This is a genomic window from Hymenobacter antarcticus (assembly GCF_039539545.1).
GTDB lineage: Bacteria > Bacteroidota > Bacteroidia > Cytophagales > Hymenobacteraceae > Hymenobacter > Hymenobacter antarcticus.
This window is the reverse complement of the sequence record NZ_BAABDI010000001.1, coordinates 117,312-135,079: the sequence shown is the minus strand read 5'-3', so window position 1 is coordinate 135,079 and position 17,768 is coordinate 117,312. Positions and strand designations below refer to the sequence as shown.

The following is a 17,768-nucleotide window of genomic DNA, read 5'->3' as shown; positions in this document are numbered from 1 at the left end:
TTCCCGCATCACTGCTTTCATCCAAACTCCATGGCCATCGACCCGAATAACCGCCCCATCCGTGTCATCAACGACGACACCAGCAACGAAGAAATGGAAGCCGGCCACCACATTCCCAACGCCGACCCGCCCAAGAACGAAGCGGCGCGCGGTGGCTTCGGCAACCGCGACGGCAAAGAAGGGTTCGGCTCCGATACCTCGGGCGGCTCTACGGCCGTGGGTGTGAACGAAAATGCCGACGATATGGCCCCGCCCCGCGACAACATGCGCTCGCAGGACGAAGGCCGCCCCGACCGGGCCAATCAGGATATGCCGCCCCTCGACGAATACACCGACACCATACTGCCTACCGGCCGCCCCGTGGATGAGCTGGATGCCCACGACCACCGTCCCGGCGTGGACGAGATGCGCAACCCCAATTCCCGCGTGGGCATGGGCCAGATGGAGCCCCGCCCCCTGCCGCCCATCACGGGCACCGATACCAACGCCGAGCTTACCGACCCCAACGCCACCGACACGGCCATCGACCAATAAGTAACTGCTGTTACGCAGCGAAATGTAGCGCGGACTTTGTAGTCCGCGCTACACCCCAAGCGGCGCTTGAACAAAGACACTGCGTAACAGCAGGTAAGTAAGTAGCCAGTATTGAATAGTCAGTAGTCGGACATCAAAATACTGTCAATCAAGAATTAACATCGGGCCTGACTGCTTAGTACCCGATTATTTATCCATTTCTTTTCCCTACAATTATGTCTAGCACCAAATCCAATCAGCAATCCAGCGAAAATAAGGGGGCTCCTACCCAGTCCGAACAGCCCAAGGGGGCCGGCGGCTTGCCCGTCAGCGACCTGGACGATGCCACCCGCGAGCGCCTGGAGCAAGAAGCCCTCGATGCCGGCATCCTGCATCCTAACCGCAACCTCGACAAGCCCGAAATCGACAAGCCAGCCTACGGCGGCGGCCACTAACCAATCCGGTTACCGAACGACCACTCAATCCGTCATGCTGAACGCAGTGAAGCATCTCTACCGCAATACTAATTGCTGCGGTGGAGATGCTTCACTGCGTTCGGCACGACGGATTGTTGCTAATTTGCCATTGATAACCAGCTTTCTAACGTGAGCCGCTACGCTACTACCGACCTGCACGGCTGCCTGCACACCTTCCGCCATTTGGTCGAAGAAGAGCTGCGCCTTACCCGCCACGACGAGCTGTACCTGCTGGGCGACTACGTGAACAAAGGCCCCGACAGCCGCGGCGTGCTCGACTACCTGATGCAGCTGCAGGCCCGCGGCTACCAGGTGCAATGCCTGCGCGGCAACCACGACCAGGCCCTGCTGGATGGCGCGCGGCACCGCTGGCGCTGGGACTGGCTGGGCCCCCGCGGCCGCCTGCCCACGCTGCGCAGCTTCGGCGTGCCGCGCCTGGGCGATATTCCGCCCCATTACCTCGACTGGCTGGAGGCACTACCCTACGAAATCGAGCTGCCCGATGTGGTGCTGGTGCACGCCGGCTACAACTTCGCGCTGCCTGCCGCCGCCATGCGGCAGGAACACGCTACCATGCTCAACATCAAAAAATTCGTTTTTGACCCCTCCCGGTTGGGGGGCAAGCGCCTGCTGCACGGCCATGTGCCCATTGCCACGGCTCAGTTGCGCGCCAAGGTCGCGATGCAGCCCGGCGCGCTGGGCCTCGACACGGGCTGCGTGTACCGGCACAATCCGGAGCTGGCGCACCTGGCGGCCCTCAACCTCGATACCTGGGAGCTGACGCTGGTGCCCAACCGCGAGCCCGCCTATTCCATCGGCAAGCGCTGACGTTTACTGACCTGCCAAAGCTGCGTTCTACGCCCACTGCTCAAGCTGAGCAGTGGGCTTTTTTTGTATTTTAATTATACGGTAGTTATTGTAAAATACACTGGCATCGAGCACGTTTATAGAAATCGAGCGTAGCAATATAAAATAATTATATAATAGGCGTATGTTTTTCGAGTTTGATTATACGGTTTAAGATGCAGGAATGGATTTCGAAAATTCAATAATTTTGCACGAATAATAAAAAAATAATAGAAAAATTACTCGATATCAATAGGATATCCTCGATAATGCACTTGATAAATGGTACTATTTCATTTGTTGGTTGATTCGCCTATTGCAACGGGTAGCAGAGGTGCTTAGGTTTGATAAATACTATTTAGCATATGTGTTCCAGTATAGGGTAAGCGAGAATGATAAAATCAATTTTTATGAAAATGCCGATATAGAAGCTTGTCTGATGCCTGCTTTTGCAGCCTCCCGTTTGGGGGAGCAAGGGCAGGCATCAGATTAAGTTGTCAGGCATTAGTTGTCGGTTGTCAGGCATTAGAGAAAATCCTGACTAACAACCGAAAACGAGCAACTAACAACCCGTTTGCTTCTGCGCAAGCACTTAGATAGAACTGACGAATGGTTAGCCAAAAGCTGCCGACTTTTTCTTTTACTGCTCATCCTACCTCTTTCAATAGCTTCATGAAACACTCCTTACCTTCTCCGATGTATAGTTTTGGGCAATTGCCGGCGCAACCCTGGTGGGTACGGCGGCGCTGGCAGCTCGTAGGCTTGTTGCTGAGCGTGTTGCTGCTGATGGGCAGCCGCGTACAGGCCGCGGTTATCTATACGGTGGGCGTGGCACCAGGGGCCGACTACCCGACCATTGGGGCGGCTGTGGCAGCGGTGCCGGCCATCCTGGGCCAGGCCTACGAGCTGCGCCTGCTGGATGCCACCTACGCCGAAGACGTGCTACTCAACAAAACCGGCACGGCCGCCAACACCCTCACGCTGCGGCCCGCCCCCGGCGTGAGCACGGTGCTCACGGGCACGCTCACGTTTGGTGCGGGCAGCCGGTACGCGGTGCTCAGCGGCCAGAACGGTACGGTGGCCCGCGCCCTCACGCTGCGCCAGCCCAGCCTCACGGCTCCGGCCGTGGTGTTCAGCGGCGATGCCGCTTATAATACGGTGCGCGAAGCCGTGGTGCTGGGCTCCAACACGCTGCTGGCCAGCGGAGTGGTGGTGGTGGGCGACGGCGTGACCACCGGCAACGACTACAACACCATCACGCTGAGCTATGTGGGCAATGACAGCCCGGGGCTGTTGCCCGCCAACCTGGTGTATGCAGCCAACACCGGCGGCGGCACCAACGACGGCTTTGCCCTCACCAGCTGTGAGCTGGCCAACTTCATCCGCACCGGCGTGCTGGTCGCTACCGGCAACGGCAACCAGTGGAATATCAGCAGCAACAGCTTTTACTACAACGTGGCGGCCGTGCCCACCACGGCCCAGACGGCCATCGACTTCCGCCCCGGTATTATTGCCAACGACCTGCTGGTGAGCAACAACTTCATCGGCGGACGGGCCGTGGGAGCCACCGGCGGGGTGTGGGAAAACGCGGGCACCCAGGACTTTCAGGGCATTGTGCTGAACTGCGGTAGTAGCACGGTGCTCACCAATGAGGTGACCAACAACACGGTGAAGGAGGTGAATATGTCGGGCGTGAGCAGCGCCGCCTTCACGGCCTTCAGCGCCGCCGCCGGCCGCTCGGAGCTGACCGGCAATGCCGTGACCAACGTGACCAGCAGCGGCACCAGCGGCGTAAACAGCCTCGTGAGCCAGGGTACGACCATTCTGTCGGCCTTCTCGGTGAGCAATGGCCAGCTGATGGTGGTGGAAAACGGCCTGACTGTGGTGCTCGGCGACCTCATCAATGCCGGCATCCTCAACCACACGGGCGGCGACATCCTCATCAACGGCAATTTCACCAACACCAGTACCGGCACCTTCGTGCAGACGCTCGGCGACCTCGAAGTGAAGGGCGACATGCTCAACACCGGCCTGTTCACCTGCTCTTCGGGCAAAGTGAAGCTGACCGGGGCCGGCAACCAGACCGTGAGCGGCGGCAACTACTTCAACCTGGAAGTGAACGGTGGCGGCGTGAAAACCTTCACCGACGACGCCGAGGTATACAACGGCGTGCAGATGCTGAGCGGCGTGCTGGCTACCGGCCCCTTCCGCATGAAGCTGCGCCCCCTGGCCAACCTGGCCGAAACCGAAACCAGCTACGTGCTGGGCCGCGTAGAAGCTACCCGCACGCCCACGGCGGGCGTGGCCGAAGACTTCGGCGGCGTGGGCCTGCTGATGCAGCCGGCCCACGCCTCGGTGCTGCCCGGCGTTACGCTCGTGAGCCGCGTGACGGGCACCGCCCCCACCGGCGCGGCCGGCCGCCAGGGCATTCTGCGCTATTTCGACATCACGGCCGCCACCAACACCAGCCTGAACGTGGGCCTGACCATCAAGTACTTCACCCGCGAGCTGAACGGCATCGCGCCCGCTAATCTGCGCTTCTTTAAGTCGGTGAACGGGGGCAGCACCTGGCAGAATCAGGGCCTGACCTCGGCCGGCGCAGGCTATGCCTACCTGGGCGGCGTGAGCGGCTTTTCGCGCTGGACCCTGGGCGACCTCACGGCCCCGCTGCCGGTGGGCCTCACCGCCTTCCGGGCCGAGCGCCAGGGCCGCAATGCCCTCCTCACCTGGGCCACGGCCACCGAGCGCGACAACCGCGGCTTCGGCATCGAAGTTTCGCCCGATGGCAAGGTCTTCCGCGAAATCGGCTACGTGGCCGCCGAGGGCAGCGGCACCAGCAGCGCCCCCCGCGCCTACCGCTTCGTGGATGCCGCCGAGGGCAAAGCCGGCCCCCGCTACTACCGCCTCCGCCAGGACGACCACGCCGGCCCGGCCCACTACTACGGCCCCCAGCTCCTGACCTTTGAGGCCGCGCCCGCCACCCTGGCCGCCTACCCCACCCAGTTCGGCGCGGACCTGACCGTGGCCCTGAGCCACCCCACCGCCACCACCGCCACCCTGCGCCTGCTCGATGCCCTGGGCCGCGAGGTGTGGCAGCAGCAGCTACAGACCCTGAGCGCGGCCCCGCTGCACGTGCAGCCCACCTGCGCGCCCGGCAGCTACGTGCTCACGGCCACCGTGGGCGGGCAGGTGCTGCGCCAGCGCGTGGTGCGCGACTGAGGCGAGGGCCGCGCCCCGCGCCGTTCCGCCTGTTTCGAAAGCCTCAGCCACGCCAGTGGCTGAGGCTTTTTTGGCTATTATCCATCCATTTCCCTCTTCACGCTACCGCGCCTCCAGTACCCCGGCGGCTACGGCGCGCCGGGCGGTGGCCCGGTAGGGATTCAGCGAATCGGCGGCTACGGCGCGCAGGGTGCTGAGGGCCGGGGCCAGCTCCTGGGCCTGCCAGTGGGCCATGCCGAGGTGGTAACGGGCGCGGCGGGCCAGCTCGGTGGTGTCGTTTTCGTCGCTGGCGCGGCGCAGGTAGAGCTGGGCGGCATCGCCCTGGTTCTGGCGCAGCAGGATGAGGCCGCGCAGGTAGAGCAGGGTATCGGCCCCCACGTTGGCCGGCGACACCCGGCCCAGCGAGTGCAGGGCGGCCGGGTAGTGCCCCGCCTGGTACTGGTCGAGGGCTTCGGCGAAGAGGGGGCGGCTGTGCAGCAGGGCGGGCGTCACGGCGGGGCCGGGGTCGGGCTGGTAGTAGGCCTGCCAGTTGCGGGCGGGCCGGGCGGGGCTGGGGCGGCTGAAGAACCAGGCCGCCACGCCGGCCGCCAGCAGCAGCAGCACGCCCACGGTGCCCCACACGGCTCCGCGCCGCTGGCGGCGGCGCACCAGGCTTTGGGCACGGGCCAGGGCGGTGCCGCGCTGGTTCATGCGCTCGTCCAGGGCTTGCAGGCGCAGGCGCAGGGTGTCGTGGCCGGCGGCCCAGCGCAGGTCAGCGGTCAGCTGCTCGTAGGCGGCGTGGGCATCGGTCAGGGCCTCGTTCTGCTCCAGGCGCAGCTCAAACGCCTCCTGTTCGGCGGCGTCCATTTGGCCGTCGGCAAAGCGTTCGAGCTCCTCAAAGTGGGGGCGCAGGTCCATGCAGTAGGGAGGGGAGGAGAAGAGGTATCAGGAACGTCATGCTGAGCTTGCCGAAGCATCTCTACTGCAATAGTAATTCAATCAAGTGAGTTAGTGGCGCGGTAGAGATGCTTCGACTACGCTCAGCATGACGTTGCACTACTCGATTGGGCCGGTTATCGGCTCATAGCCGCCGCGCACCAGCTCGTAAAGTTTGCGCAGGCAGGTGCTTTTCTGGCGGCGGGCCACCGTAGCGTTGGCAAAGCCCATTTTGGCTCCCATTTTCTCGAAGTGGTAGCCCCGGAAGTAAAAGTAGGTGAGCACCTGCTGGCAGTCGGTTCCGAGCTGGTTGAACTGGGCCAGCAGGCGCTGGCGGCGGCTGGCCTCGGCGGCGGGCAGGGGCTGGTGGGCGGGCACGTGGGCATCGAGGCGCAGCTGGGCCATGCCGTAGAGGTAGGCCCGCAGGTCGGTGGGCATAATGGTGATGCGGCCGTCGGCCACCTGGTCGTAGAAGTCGAGCAGCGTGTCCTGCAGCAGCTCGTGAGCCTGCGGGGCCGAGAGCCGGTGCTTGCGCTGCGCCCAGCGGGCAAACAGGTGCCGGCTGTGCTGGTAGAAGTCAATCAGAAACTTCTGATTGCCGACGCGCAGCTGAGTAAGGGTTTCGGAGAGGGGCGCGGACATGGTGGGTTGGCAAAGGCCGTGGCAAGTAACGACGGAAATGGGGAACGGGGATAGAGAACCTAGTAGAAAGAACGTCATGCCGAGCGTAGCCGAGGCATCTCGCGTGCTGTCACTAATCCAATCGTTCGATAAGCTGGTTACTCTCCCACGCGAGATGCCTCGGCTACGCTCGGCATGACGTTTCTTCGTCTCCTCTCGCCATCCCCGTATCCCCTATTACCTTTACGCTTATGCAAACAGCCGCTCCCGTCCGCCTCCTCGACACCGCCGTTTTCGACCTCATCGCGCAGGAGAAAACCCGCCAGACCCACGGCCTCGAACTCATTGCCTCCGAAAACTATGCGTCGGAACAGGTGATGGCCGCCCAGGGCTCCGTGCTCACCAATAAATATGCCGAGGGCCTGCCCGGCAAGCGCTACTACGGTGGCTGCGAAATCGTGGACCAGGTGGAGCAACTGGCCATCGACCGCGTGAAGGAGCTATTTGGCGTGGCCTGGGCCAACGTGCAGCCCCACTCCGGAGCCCAGGCCAACGCCGCCGTGTTTCTGGCCTGTCTCAAGCCCGGCGATAAAATTCTGGGCTTTGACCTGAGCCACGGCGGCCACCTCACCCACGGCTCGTCGGTCAACTTTTCGGGCAAATACTTCGTGCCCAGCTTCTACGGCGTGGAGCGCGAAACCGGCCTCATCGACTGGAGCAAAATCAAGGAAATTGCCCGCCGCGAGCGCCCCAAGATGATTATCTGCGGGGCCTCGGCCTACTCCCGCGACTGGGACTACGCCGCCCTGCGCGAAGCCGCCGACGAAGTAGGGGCCCTGCTGCTGGCCGATATCTCGCACCCCTCGGGCCTCATCGCCACGGGCTTGCTGAACTCGCCCTTCGAGCACTGCCACATTGTGACGACCACCACCCACAAAACGCTGCGCGGCCCCCGTGGCGGCCTCATCATGCTGGGCCAGGATTTTGACAACCCCTTCGGCCTGAAAACCCCGAAGGGCGAAATCCGCCTCATGTCGGCCCTGCTCGACTCGGGCGTGTTTCCCGGCACCCAGGGCGGGCCGCTCGAGCACGTTATTGCCGCCAAAGCCGTGGCCTTCGGCGAAGCGCTGACCGACGACTACCGGACCTACACCCAGCAGGTGGCCCGCAACGCGCAGGCGCTGGCCAAGGGCTTCGTGGGCCTCGGCTACGACATCATCTCGGGCGGTACCGACAACCACCTCATGCTGATTGACCTGCGCTCAAAGGGGCTCAGCGGCAAGCTGGCCGAAAACACGCTGGTGCGCGCCGATATCACCATCAACAAAAACATGGTGCCCTTCGACGATAAGTCGCCGTTCGTGACCAGCGGCATCCGCATTGGCTCGGCGGCCGTAACTACCCGCGGCCTGGGCGAAACCGACATGCACCGCATCGTGGAGCTGATTGACGAAACCCTGATGCACCACGACAACGAAACCCGCATCGGGCAGGTGCGCGCCCAGGTCAATTCCTGGCTGCAGGACTACCCGCTGTTTGCCTAATTCAATGAGTGAATGGGTGAGTGAGTGACTGAGTGAATGAATTTGCGAGAAAGCGGGAAGTGCGTCTGCTTCGGCCCCAGCTCCGGTTTTCTCGTAAGTTCTCGCGATTCCTCCTTCACCCATTCACCCATTCACTCCCTCACCCATTGATTTCCGTGCAACCCCAACCACTCAAACCCTCGGGCGAACCGCACGAAATGTCCTTCATCGACCATCTGGAGGCCTTGCGCTGGCACATTATCCGGGCGGCAATTTCGGTGGTCGTGTTTGCCACCGGGGCGTTTTTCGCCAAAGATTTTCTGTTTCACGACCTGATTCTGGGCCCCTCGCGGCCCGATTTCTGGACCTACCGCATGTTCTGCAAGTTTGGCGAGCTGGTGCACGCACCCGACTTGTGCATCAACGATGTGGGCTTCGTGATTCAGAACCGCGAGATGAGCGGGCAGCTCACCATGCACATCAGCACCTCGTTCATTGTGGGTATTCTGCTGGCATTTCCCTACCTGTTCTGGGAAATCTGGCGCTTCGTGAAGCCCGGCCTCTACCCGCACGAGCGGCAGAACTCGCAGGGCGCCGTGTTTTTCGTGTCGATACTATTTATCATGGGCCTGCTGTTTGGCTACTACATCGCCGCCCCGCTGAGCATCAACTTCCTGGCCGGCTACGTGGTCGATGCCAGCATCGAAAACCAGATTGACATGCAGAGCTACCTGAGTACGCTCACGACCATGAGCGTATCGTGCGCCCTTGTGTTCGAGTTGCCCATGATTGTCTTCTTCCTGGCCAAAGCGGGCATTGTGTCGCCCGAAATTATGCAGGTGTACCGCAAGCACGCCATCGTGGTCATCCTCATCATTGCGGCCATTGTGACGCCACCCGACATTTCGGCCCAGATTATCGTAACCATTCCCATTCTGCTGCTCTACGAGCTCAGCATTCACATTGCCCGCGTGGTGCGGCGCGGCGATGCCGCCCGCCTCAACGCCAAGCTGGCCCGGCAGGCCGAGCGCGACGCCGCGCAGGCGTAAGGGTGAGAACGTCATGCAGAGCATAGCGAAGCATCTTTACCTTAGTACTAACTCCGATTACTTACGCAGTAAAGATGCTTCGCTGCGCTCTGCATGACGTTCTCCCACTTTCCCTTCCCTACTCCCATGAAAATCGCCCTTGGCTCCGACCACGCCGGCTTCGCCCAGAAGGAAATACTTCGTGCCTGGCTGGGTGAGCAAGGCCATGAAATCAGGGATTTCGGCACCTATTCTGCCGACTCGATGGACTATCCCGACGTGGCCCACCCGCTGGCTATGGCTGTCGAAACCGGCACCTACGACCTGGGTATTATCCTCTGCGGTTCGGCCAATGGCGTATGCATCACGGCCAATAAGCACGCGGGCGTGCGGGCCGCCATTGCCTGGCTGCCCGAGCTGGCCGCGCTGGCCCGGCAGCATAACAACGCCAACGTGCTGTGCCTGCCGGCCCGCTACATCGGCAGCGAGCAGGCGCAGGAAATTGTATCGGTTTTCCTGAAAACTGATTTTGAAGGCGGCCGGCATCAGCAGCGGGTAGCCAAAATAAACAGCTAAGCCCGATTGAGCTGATATTCAGGCAGTAAGCCCTGGGCTTCTGGTTTCAAGGGGAAATCTTGAAATAGCATTAAAGCGTGAATATGGACGGCTGTGCTTATCTTTGGCTAGCACTGTACAGCCTATGATAACGCGGCCCGGATTTTTGCTGATATGGCTGATGGCCCTGGGGTGGCTGGGGCTGGCGGGCCCGGCCGCGGCCCGGCCGCCAGCGGTGGCCAGCGTCGATGCGCTGCGGCAGAAGCTGGCTACCCACCTGCCCGACACTACCCGCCTGCGGCTGCTCACCAAGCTGTGCTACGAGCTGCACGACGAGCAGCCCGCCCGCGCCCTGCGCTACGGCGAGGCCGCCGTGACGCTGGCCCGCACCCTGCCCGCCGATGAGCAGGGCCCCGGCCTGCTGCGCGGCCTGCTCACCCTGGCCAGCTGCTACGCCAACCTGTCTAATGGGCCGGAGGCCCTTTCGCTGCTATCCGAAGCCCAGCGGCTGGCCCGCGCCCAGCACAACTCCGATGCGCTGGCCCGCACCTACACGGCCCAGGGTAGTATCTACCACGAGCGGGGCGATTCGGCTACGGCGTGGCAGCACTACCGCCGGGCCCTGGGCCTGGCTGCACAAGCCACCGTGACGCCCCGCACCCGCATGAAGCTGCTGGGCAACGTGGGCAGCCTGTATTATTTCCGCAAGCAGTACCCGCAGGCTATGCACTTCGACTCGCTGGCCCTGGCCCTGGCCCGGCGCGGCAGCGACTCGACGGCCGAGGCCACCTACCTGTCCAGCCTGGCTGCCTACCAGCTTCAAACCGGAAATCTGCCCCGCGTGAAGCGCCTGCTGACTCAGGCGCTGGCCATTAGCCGCCGGCAGCAAGCGGTGCGCAACCAGGCCGACCAGCTGGTGATGTTTGCCCTGTACTACATCCAGAATGATGAGCCGGTGCGGGCCGATGCGGCCGCGCGGGAAGCCCTGCGCCTGGCGCGCCAAAGCGGCTATCTTGAGCGCGTGCTGGATGCGTACAGCATTCTGGCCGCCGAGGCTGCCGAGCGCAGCGACTTCCGCCAGGCCTACGAGTGGAACCAGCACTACGTGGCGCTGAACGATACCCTCAATAATCGGGAAACCATTCAGACGCTGGCAGCCTCCCAGGTCAGCTACGAAACCCAGGAGCGCGCCCGCCGCCTGCGCCAGCTTACGGCCGCGCACCAAGAGGAGGTGTGGCACAGTCGCCTGCTGGGCAGCGCCGTGGCAGTACTGGCGCTTTGCCTGCTGGTAGCCGTGTATTTGCATCGTAACCTGCGCCGCAGCCGTACTGCCCTGGCCGCCAACAATCAGGCGCTGGAAAAAGCCTCGGCCGAGCTGCGCACCGTGGCCGTGTTCAAAGACAAGCTCTACGCCATTGTGGCCCACGACCTGCGCGGCCCGGTCACGGCCTTTGCCGGTGTCACCAGCCTGATTGATTCCTATATCGCCCACAACGACCAGGTGGGCCTGGCCCGCCTGCCCGCCCTGGTGCGCCAGGCCTCCGAAAGCCTCAACCACCTGCTCGACAACGTCCTGAACTGGGCCGTGAGCCAGACCGGCGAGCTGGACTGCCGCCCCGCCCCCTTGCTGGTGTCGGAGCTGTTTGCCGAGTGCCAGGCCCTGTACCAAACCACGGCCGCCGCCAGCGGGCAGCACATTACCATGGCCGCGCCCACGGGCCTGCACCTGCTGGCCGACCGCAACATGGCCCGCACTATTCTGCGCAATCTGGTGGGCAACGCCCTCAAATTCATGCCCAACGACGGCCACGTCCACCTCGAAGCCGCCCCCGACCCCGCCGACCCGCAGATGGTGCTGCTCAGCTGTACCGATACCGGGCCGGGCATGCAGCCGGCCACTATTGCCGCCCTCATGAGCGGCCCCGCCCTGCCCGAGCCCGAGGCCACGCCGCGGGCCAAAGGCTTGGGACTGGGCCTGGCCCTGTGCCGGGCCTTTGTGCATCGGCACGGCGGCACGCTCGTCATCCAGAGCCGCCCCGGTGCCGGTACTAATGTGACGGTGAGTCTGCCGATGGCCAAGTAGAGGGGCTGTCATTGCGAGGACGAAGGACGAAGCAATCCGTCCTCTTCTCAGCGACTAGCCTGAATAACGTGAAAATCCCCGGCACTGCGCAGTGCCGGGGATTTTTGTCAATAGGAGGTAATTGTCGCAATTTAGGGCTGGTCGCGTACCCAGGACGGATTGCCACGGGCTGCGCCCTCGCAATGACAGGCGGCTACCAAATCACCACGCGCGTCGAATCGGGGCGGTACAGCTTCTGGCCGGGCTTGATGCCGAAGGCTTCGTAGAAGGCGGGCACGTCGGCCATGGGGCCGTTCACGCGGAACTGGGCGGGCGAATGCACGTCGGTGAGCAGCTGCGCGGCCAGGCTTTCGTCGCGGGTGTGGTTCTGCCAGCCCAAAGCGTAGCCCAGGAAGTAGCGCTGGGTGGGCGTGAGGCCGTTGATTTTCTTGCCCTCTTTGTACTGTTTGGTCTTTTTAAAGGCATCGAGGCCGATGACGATGCCGCCGAGGTCGGCAATGTTTTCACCGGCCGTAGCCTTGCCGTTGATGTGCAGCGAATCGAGCAGCGTGTAGCTATTAAACTGCTTCACGATGCCATCCACGCGCTGGTTGAAGCGCTGGCGGTCGGCCTTGCTCCACCACTCGTGCAGGTTGCCGTGGGCGTCGTACTGGCTGCCCTCGTCGTCGAAACCGTGGGTGAGCTCGTGGCCAATAGTGCTGGCCCCGGCGTAGCCGTACACCAGTGCGTCGTCAGCATCGGCATCGAGCAGGCCGGGGATGGCAAAGGCGGCAGCGGGCAGCACAATCTCATTATTCGAGCCGTTGTAGTAGGCATTGTAGGTCTGCGGGGTCATGCCCCACTCGGTGCGGTCCACGGGCTTGCCCAGCTTATTCAGCTCGTAGCGGTACTGCCACTGGTTGGCGCGCATGACGTTGGCAGCCAACGAGCTGCGGTCAATGGTCAGGGTCGAGTAGTCCTTCCACTTGTTGGGGTAGCCTACTTTGGGCGTGATTTTATGGAGCTTATCCAAAGCCACCACTTTGGTGGGCGCGCTCATCCAATCCACTTTCTGAATGTGGTCGGCGAAGGCGGCTACCACGTTTTTCACCAGCGTATCGTAGCGGGCCTTGGCCTCGGGCTTGAAGTATTCTTTCACGAAAAGCTGGCCCAGCGCTTCGCCCAGGGCGTTTTCCTGCATATCCAGCACCCGCTTCCAACGCGGCCGGATGGACTTGGCCCCGCGCAGCACCGTGCCGTAAAAATGGAAGTTCTCATCTACGAATGCGCGGCTGAGCGTGGGTGCGTACTCGCGCGTCACCTGCCAGCTGAGGTAGGCCTGCCAATCAGCCAGCGGGGCGGTTTTCAGCAGCTGCCCGGCAGTTTGGTAAAATTCGGGCTGGCCCACAATGACGGTATCCACGTTGTTGACTCCCATCTGGCCAAGCCAGGTTTTCCAGTCGATACCCGGCGTCAGCTTGTTGAGCTGCGCGATACTCATCTTGTGGTAGTTGGCATACGGGTCGCGCAGGGCTTCGAGCTTGCGCGACGACTTGGCCAACGTGGTTTCCAGGGCCATTACCCGGGCGGCATTGGCCTGGGCGGCAGGAGCATCCTGGCCCAGCAGCTTGAAGGTATTGGCGACGTGCTTTACATACTCGGCGCGAATATTTTTGGTGCGCGAGTCGGTGTTGAAGTAGTAGTCGCGGTTGGGCAGGCCCAGGCCTGCCTGGCGCAGGTAGAGGGCCATTTTGTCGCTGTTCTTGTCATCCTGACTCACGCGGGGGCCAATGAGGGCGTTCACGCCCAGCGGGATTTCATGGGCGATGACACCCGGCACCTCCGCCACGGTTTTCATGGCCGCGATGCGGTCCAGCTCGGGCTTCAGGGGCGCGGCCCCCAACTTATCGGCCTTCACCGAATCGAGCCCCACGGCCCAGAAATCCCCGATTTTCTGCTGGTTGCTGCCGGCCGCAGCATTCGCACCAGCGGCTTCGATACTGGTTTGGCGCAGGCGGGCATACACCTCGTTCTGCACCTCCTTGCCGATGCCCCAGTTGCTCTCCGAAGCGGGAATGGGATGCTGCTTCAGCCAGGTGCCGTTGGCGTAGGTGAAGAAGTCGTCGCCGGGGGCCACGGTGGTGTCGAGGGCGGCGTGCAGCAGGTCGGGCTGGGCGCCGGATTCGGCAGTTTTCAGCGAATTGGACGGGCAGCCCGTGACGAAGGCGGCCAGCAGCGGCAGCAGGAAGAGTGGTTTTCTCATGCGATGAAGCAGATTTTCGGCAATGAAGGAGTGTCCAAGCTGGCGGGGCCAACGGGGCTTTCTGGGTGTTTCAACGACAATGTTAGGCGGAAACTGTTGCATAGCCGGCCCGCACCGTTCGGGGCCGCAGTATCTTCCCGCCGTCACCATCCTGCCAGCCATGCCGCTTCGCCTCCTGCTGCTCCTCAACTTTGCCGCCGCCGCCTATCTCACCGGCCTTATCTGGACGGTGCAGGTGGTGCATTACCCCAGCTTCGGGCAGGTGCCCAAAGCGGCGTGGGAGGCTTTCCACGCCGCCCACACCCGCCGCATGAGCTACGTGGTGCTGGCCCCCATGGTGCTGGAGCTGGGCCTGGCTATCTGGCTGGCCTGGGCCGGGCGCGCCGGGTTGCCCAGCGGTGCGGGCTGGTGGAGCCTGGCGCTGGTCGGGCTGATTTGGGCCGTTACCTTCTTCATCTCCGTGCCCTTTCACAACCGGCTCGCGCAGGGCTACGACTACATTGCCATCGACGGCCTTATCCGGACCAACTGGCTGCGCACCCTGGCCTGGACGGCCCGGGCGGCACTGCTGGGCTGGCTGCTGGCCCGCTAAGCCGCTACTTCCCCGCCCGGCTTTTATCCCGCGTGGCCTTGAATTCCGAGCCCGCCTTCCACTGGGGGAAAGTCGTTTCGCCGGCCAGCTGCTGGCCAATGCGGAACAGCAGGCGAGCATCCTGCGCCGCGCCGCGCAGGTCCCATTGGGGGTCATACTCGTCGGCGGGCTGGTGGTAGCGCTTGGCTTCGAAGTCTTTGCGCCGCTCTTCAATGAAAGCTTTGCCACGCAGGCGGCTGTCGAATTCGCCCTTGGCATACAGGGCCGGCACGCCAATTTTAGCAAAGCTGAAATGGTCGGAGCGGTAGAAGCTGCCGGTTTCGGGGTGCTGGTCGGGCAGCACGTAGCGGTTCTGCTCCTTGGCGGCGGCGCGGGCGTAGTCATCCAGGTCCGACTGCCCGTAGCCGGTGATGGTCAAATCACGCATCGGCCCAAAGCCCAGTAGCCCGTCCATGTTGATGTTGGCCACCGTATTAGCCGGCGGAAACAGCGGGTGCGCCGCGTAGTAGGCCGAGCCCAGCAGGCCCTGCTCCTCGCCGGTCACGGCCAGAAACACGATGCTGCGGGCGGGTTTCTGCTTGGCTTGCGCAAAGCCATTGGCAATGGTGAGCAGGCCGGCGCAGCCGCTGGCGTTGTCCAGCGCGCCGTTGTAAATCGAGTCGCCGGCAATGGGCTTGCCAATGCCCAGGTGGTCCCAGTGCGCCGTGTAGATAACGTACTCCTGCGGCCGGGTGGTGCCGGGCAGCACGGCCACCACGTTTTTCGAGGCTTTGAGCGTGATTTTATTGTGCAGCACCGTGCTCAGGTTCAGGCCCAGGGCTTTGCCGCGAAAGCCGGGCTTGTTGGCGGCGGTGTAGGCTTCCTCATAGTTCTGGCCGGCGGCCGTGAACAGGCGCTTGGCCGCATCCAGCGTTATCCAGCCTTCCACGGCGAGCTTGCTGGCGCCATGGTCGGGCGTTTGGGGGTGCAGCTTGGAGCCGCCGTTGCTGCTTTGCACCACCGTCCAGGGGTAGGAGGCGGGCTTGGTGTCGTGGATAATGAGCAGGCCGGTAGCGCCGTGGCGCATGGCCTCTTCGTACTTGTAGCCCCAGCGGCCGTAGTACGTCATGGCCTTGCCCTTGAATAGCGTGGTGTCATTTCCCGCGTTGCCGGGGTCGTTTATCAGCACCACCACGGTTTTGCCCTTCACGTCGAGGCCCGCGTAGTCGTCCCACTTATACTCGGGGGCCACCACGCCGTAGCCGGCAAACACCAGCGGCAAATTCCTGATTTCGACTGTGGGCTGCTCCCGCTCCGTGAGAAACATGTAGTCGTCGCGGTAGGTCAGGGTCAGGCTCTTGCCGTTGCCAGCCACCGTGGCGGTGGGGTCGGGTGTACCCGTTATTTCCACCAGCGGCACGGCCTGGAAATAGCTGCCATTGGGGCCGGGCTGCAGGCCCAGCTTTTTGAACTCGGCGGCCAGGTAGGCGGTGGCTTTCTCCTCGCCCGCCGTGAACGGCCGGCGGCCTTGGTACTCGTCCGAAGCCAGCACCTTGATATGCTGGCCGATGAGTGAGGCGGTAATGCCATCGGCCGGGGCGGGCACGCTGGCCGTGTCGGTGGGGACGGCTTCGGTGGGGCTGTCAGCCGTGGCCGTTTCCGACGACGAAGTTTTGCCCTGGCAGCCCGCTAGCAGCAGGCCCGCCGCGGCCGGCACCAGCCACCCGCGCAACGTGAATAAACGCATCCGTACAAGCAATTAGGCCCGGCCGGGGCCAGGGCTGCCTACAGCCGGGCAAAATGCTCGGCCGCAATCCGCGCACCTTCATCGGTGCAGATGCCCCGAATGTAGTACAGGAAAATGCTGCGGAATACCTCGGCCATATTAAACCGGTCGGGCGGGAAAACCTGCGGGTTGAGCATCAGGTTAATTTGCTCTATCAATATCTTGGTTACCAATTGAATATTGATGTCGGACCGGAACAGGCGGCTGCGGATTCCATCATTGAGCAGCTGCTGCAGCTGCGGGGCCGAGTAGCTGGCCAGGTGCTCCATCAGCGCATCCCAGGTTTTGGGGAAGTCGGTTTGCAGGTCGGCATAAAAATGGCCCGGCACCACTGCCAGGTCACGCAGGCCGAGCTGGAGCAGTCCGTAAAGGCGCTCCACGGCCGATGGATATTGCGCGTACAATTCGGTGTGGTCCCGCTTCTGGCGCTCAATATCCGCCAGCACAACGTGGTGCACCAACAGCTCCCGACTGGGAAACTGGGTCGTCAAGCTGGGTACAGTAGTCAGCAGAGCGTCAGCGAGCTGCGCGTCCGCTGCGCCTTGCAGGCCTTGCTGATAAAAAATGGGCATGGCGGCTTCCAGGGAAGCACCTGCAAGAGTGGCGTCGGACATAAGCGGAAAAGGAAAGAGGACTTCGAGCGCCAAACCGGGAGGGCGGTTTGGCGGAGCGTTGGACGGATAAAGTTACTTCACCGCCCCAAGTAGGAAAAAAAACAGCAGCTGCGCCAGGTACACCAGCGGCACCAGCGGGTTTTTTTTGGTGAACGAGGCCCGGTTAAACAGCATCTGCATCACGCATGCCAGAATAAACCAGTCGCGGAAGTTTTTCGCCGGAATGATGTCGTTTGACCAATACCAGAAATCGAAGCGGCTGGCCACGGGCTCCATGCACATGTCAAGCCCCAGCATGAGCAAGGCCGCCAGAATGGTGCGGGGCAGCTCGCCGAGCGGCAGATAACGGGCCAGCATGCCGCACACGTACGTCAGCACCAGCCAGTTGAGGCCAATCAGCGGCGGCACGCCCACGAAAGGGGGCCTGTCCAGCAGCTTCACGCCCAGCGTGTCGCCATAGTAGTAGTGCCCGAAAAGCAGGCTGGTACTCACCCCAATCACCTCCGCCACAAAGCCCAACAGCGCCACCGTGAGGCAAAACCCCCAGAACGCCGTCCCCCGGTCTTTCTGAAACGCCAGCAGCAGCAGCGCCGTGAGCCCGAGCGTGAGCGGCGTAAACCGCAGGTAGAAGTCGGGATTCTTCGAAAAAGCCAGCCCCACGAAACCCGTGATGTGGAACAGCAGCACCACGCCCTGGGCCACGCGCAGCCGGGTAGTGGTCACGGCCGGGAGCGGCTCGGAGTAGTCAACCATAGGAGGGAATTAAGAATTGAGGA

Annotated in this window: 15 protein-coding genes; 9 read left to right on the top strand and 6 right to left on the bottom strand. The window is 62.7% G+C overall.

Translation table 11 applies throughout. The features are described 5' to 3' along the window. Positions 1-30: 30 nt before the first annotated feature. From ABD819_RS00470 to ABD819_RS00455, 4 genes are all read left to right on the top strand, one after another. On the top strand, positions 31-534 hold the full coding sequence (locus ABD819_RS00470; protein WP_345119795.1) for a hypothetical protein: 504 nt from the start codon (positions 31-33) through the stop codon (positions 532-534). 215 nt (positions 535-749) lie between these two features. Continuing rightward, the gene (locus tag ABD819_RS00465; RefSeq protein ID WP_345119793.1) at positions 750-968 is read left to right on the top strand and encodes a hypothetical protein; all 219 of its coding nucleotides are present in this window, start codon (positions 750-752) and stop codon (positions 966-968) included. A 150-nt stretch (positions 969-1,118) separates the two neighbouring features. Next, entirely contained in the window at positions 1,119-1,817 is a 699-nt protein-coding gene (locus ABD819_RS00460; protein WP_345119791.1) for a metallophosphoesterase family protein, read from the top strand. Positions 1,818-2,531: 714 nt separating this feature from the next. Further along, positions 2,532-5,054: an autotransporter outer membrane beta-barrel domain-containing protein gene (locus tag ABD819_RS00455; RefSeq protein ID WP_345119789.1), complete on the top strand. Its 2,523-nt coding sequence runs from the start codon at positions 2,532-2,534 to the stop codon at positions 5,052-5,054. A 102-nt stretch (positions 5,055-5,156) separates the two neighbouring features. Here the strand turns inward: ABD819_RS00455 and ABD819_RS00450 are convergent, their stop codons facing one another. Then, on the bottom strand, positions 5,157-5,951 hold the full coding sequence (locus ABD819_RS00450; RefSeq protein ID WP_345119787.1) for an anti-sigma factor: 795 nt from the start codon (positions 5,949-5,951) through the stop codon (positions 5,157-5,159). Between the two features lie 138 nt (positions 5,952-6,089). Beyond that, positions 6,090-6,611: a sigma-70 RNA polymerase sigma factor region 4 domain-containing protein gene (locus ABD819_RS00445; protein WP_345119786.1), complete on the bottom strand. Its 522-nt coding sequence runs from the start codon at positions 6,609-6,611 to the stop codon at positions 6,090-6,092. A 230-nt stretch (positions 6,612-6,841) separates the two neighbouring features. On the opposite strand from ABD819_RS00445, the gene ABD819_RS00440 reads away from it, so the two are divergent. The 4 genes from ABD819_RS00440 to ABD819_RS00425 all read left to right on the top strand — a co-directional run bounded on the left by ABD819_RS00440 (position 6,842) and on the right by ABD819_RS00425 (position 11,779). Continuing rightward, the gene (locus ABD819_RS00440) at positions 6,842-8,134 is read left to right on the top strand and encodes a serine hydroxymethyltransferase (RefSeq protein WP_345119784.1); all 1,293 of its coding nucleotides are present in this window, start codon (positions 6,842-6,844) and stop codon (positions 8,132-8,134) included. 155 nt (positions 8,135-8,289) lie between these two features. Further along, positions 8,290-9,162 carry a twin-arginine translocase subunit TatC gene (tatC, locus tag ABD819_RS00435; RefSeq protein ID WP_345119782.1) on the top strand — a complete coding sequence of 291 codons (873 nt, stop codon included), beginning with the start codon at positions 8,290-8,292 and terminating at the stop codon, positions 9,160-9,162. 126 nt (positions 9,163-9,288) lie between these two features. Further along, positions 9,289-9,717 (top strand): ribose 5-phosphate isomerase B, encoded by a 429-nt coding sequence (gene rpiB / locus ABD819_RS00430; protein WP_345119779.1) that lies wholly within the window; start codon positions 9,289-9,291, stop codon positions 9,715-9,717. A gap of 124 nt (positions 9,718-9,841) precedes the next feature. Beyond that, a complete protein-coding gene (locus ABD819_RS00425; protein ID WP_345119778.1) occupies positions 9,842-11,779 on the top strand; it encodes an ATP-binding protein in 1,938 nt (645 codons plus the stop codon). Positions 11,780-11,972: 193 nt separating this feature from the next. On the opposite strand, the gene ABD819_RS00420 is transcribed toward ABD819_RS00425, so the two are convergent. Next, positions 11,973-14,021: a M13 family metallopeptidase gene (locus tag ABD819_RS00420; RefSeq protein ID WP_345119777.1), complete on the bottom strand. Its 2,049-nt coding sequence runs from the start codon at positions 14,019-14,021 to the stop codon at positions 11,973-11,975. Between the two features lie 160 nt (positions 14,022-14,181). Between ABD819_RS00420 and ABD819_RS00415 the strand changes: the two genes are divergently transcribed. Beyond that, a complete protein-coding gene (locus ABD819_RS00415; protein WP_345119776.1) occupies positions 14,182-14,613 on the top strand; it encodes a hypothetical protein in 432 nt (143 codons plus the stop codon). A gap of 4 nt (positions 14,614-14,617) precedes the next feature. Here the strand turns inward: ABD819_RS00415 and ABD819_RS00410 are convergent, their stop codons facing one another. The 3 genes from ABD819_RS00410 to ABD819_RS00400 form a co-directional block, all read right to left on the bottom strand. Then, positions 14,618-16,339: a M28 family metallopeptidase gene (locus ABD819_RS00410; RefSeq protein WP_345119775.1), complete on the bottom strand. Its 1,722-nt coding sequence runs from the start codon at positions 16,337-16,339 to the stop codon at positions 14,618-14,620. 38 nt (positions 16,340-16,377) lie between these two features. Then, a complete protein-coding gene (locus ABD819_RS00405) occupies positions 16,378-16,992 on the bottom strand; it encodes a TetR/AcrR family transcriptional regulator (protein ID WP_345119774.1) in 615 nt (204 codons plus the stop codon). A gap of 72 nt (positions 16,993-17,064) precedes the next feature. Continuing rightward, complete coding sequence (locus ABD819_RS00400) at positions 17,065-17,745, bottom strand: carotenoid biosynthesis protein (RefSeq protein WP_345119773.1); 681 nt, start codon at positions 17,743-17,745, stop codon at positions 17,065-17,067. Positions 17,746-17,768: the final 23 nt, after the last annotated feature.

Coding starts and splice junctions, on each gene's coding strand:
- ABD819_RS00470 (WP_345119795.1), top strand. CDS start 31: ATGGCCATCGACCCGAATAACCGCCCCATCCGTGTCATCAACGACGAC.
- ABD819_RS00465 (WP_345119793.1), top strand. CDS start 750: ATGTCTAGCACCAAATCCAATCAGCAATCCAGCGAAAATAAGGGGGCT.
- ABD819_RS00455 (WP_345119789.1), top strand. CDS start 2,532: ATGTATAGTTTTGGGCAATTGCCGGCGCAACCCTGGTGGGTACGGCGG.
- ABD819_RS00450 (WP_345119787.1), bottom strand. CDS start 5,951: ATGGACCTGCGCCCCCACTTTGAGGAGCTCGAACGCTTTGCCGACGGC.
- ABD819_RS00445 (WP_345119786.1), bottom strand. CDS start 6,611: ATGTCCGCGCCCCTCTCCGAAACCCTTACTCAGCTGCGCGTCGGCAAT.
- ABD819_RS00440 (WP_345119784.1), top strand. CDS start 6,842: ATGCAAACAGCCGCTCCCGTCCGCCTCCTCGACACCGCCGTTTTCGAC.
- rpiB (WP_345119779.1), top strand. CDS start 9,289: ATGAAAATCGCCCTTGGCTCCGACCACGCCGGCTTCGCCCAGAAGGAA.
- ABD819_RS00425 (WP_345119778.1), top strand. CDS start 9,842: ATGATAACGCGGCCCGGATTTTTGCTGATATGGCTGATGGCCCTGGGG.
- ABD819_RS00420 (WP_345119777.1), bottom strand. CDS start 14,021: ATGAGAAAACCACTCTTCCTGCTGCCGCTGCTGGCCGCCTTCGTCACG.
- ABD819_RS00415 (WP_345119776.1), top strand. CDS start 14,182: ATGCCGCTTCGCCTCCTGCTGCTCCTCAACTTTGCCGCCGCCGCCTAT.
- ABD819_RS00410 (WP_345119775.1), bottom strand. CDS start 16,339: ATGCGTTTATTCACGTTGCGCGGGTGGCTGGTGCCGGCCGCGGCGGGC.
- ABD819_RS00405 (WP_345119774.1), bottom strand. CDS start 16,992: ATGTCCGACGCCACTCTTGCAGGTGCTTCCCTGGAAGCCGCCATGCCC.
- ABD819_RS00400 (WP_345119773.1), bottom strand. CDS start 17,745: ATGGTTGACTACTCCGAGCCGCTCCCGGCCGTGACCACTACCCGGCTG.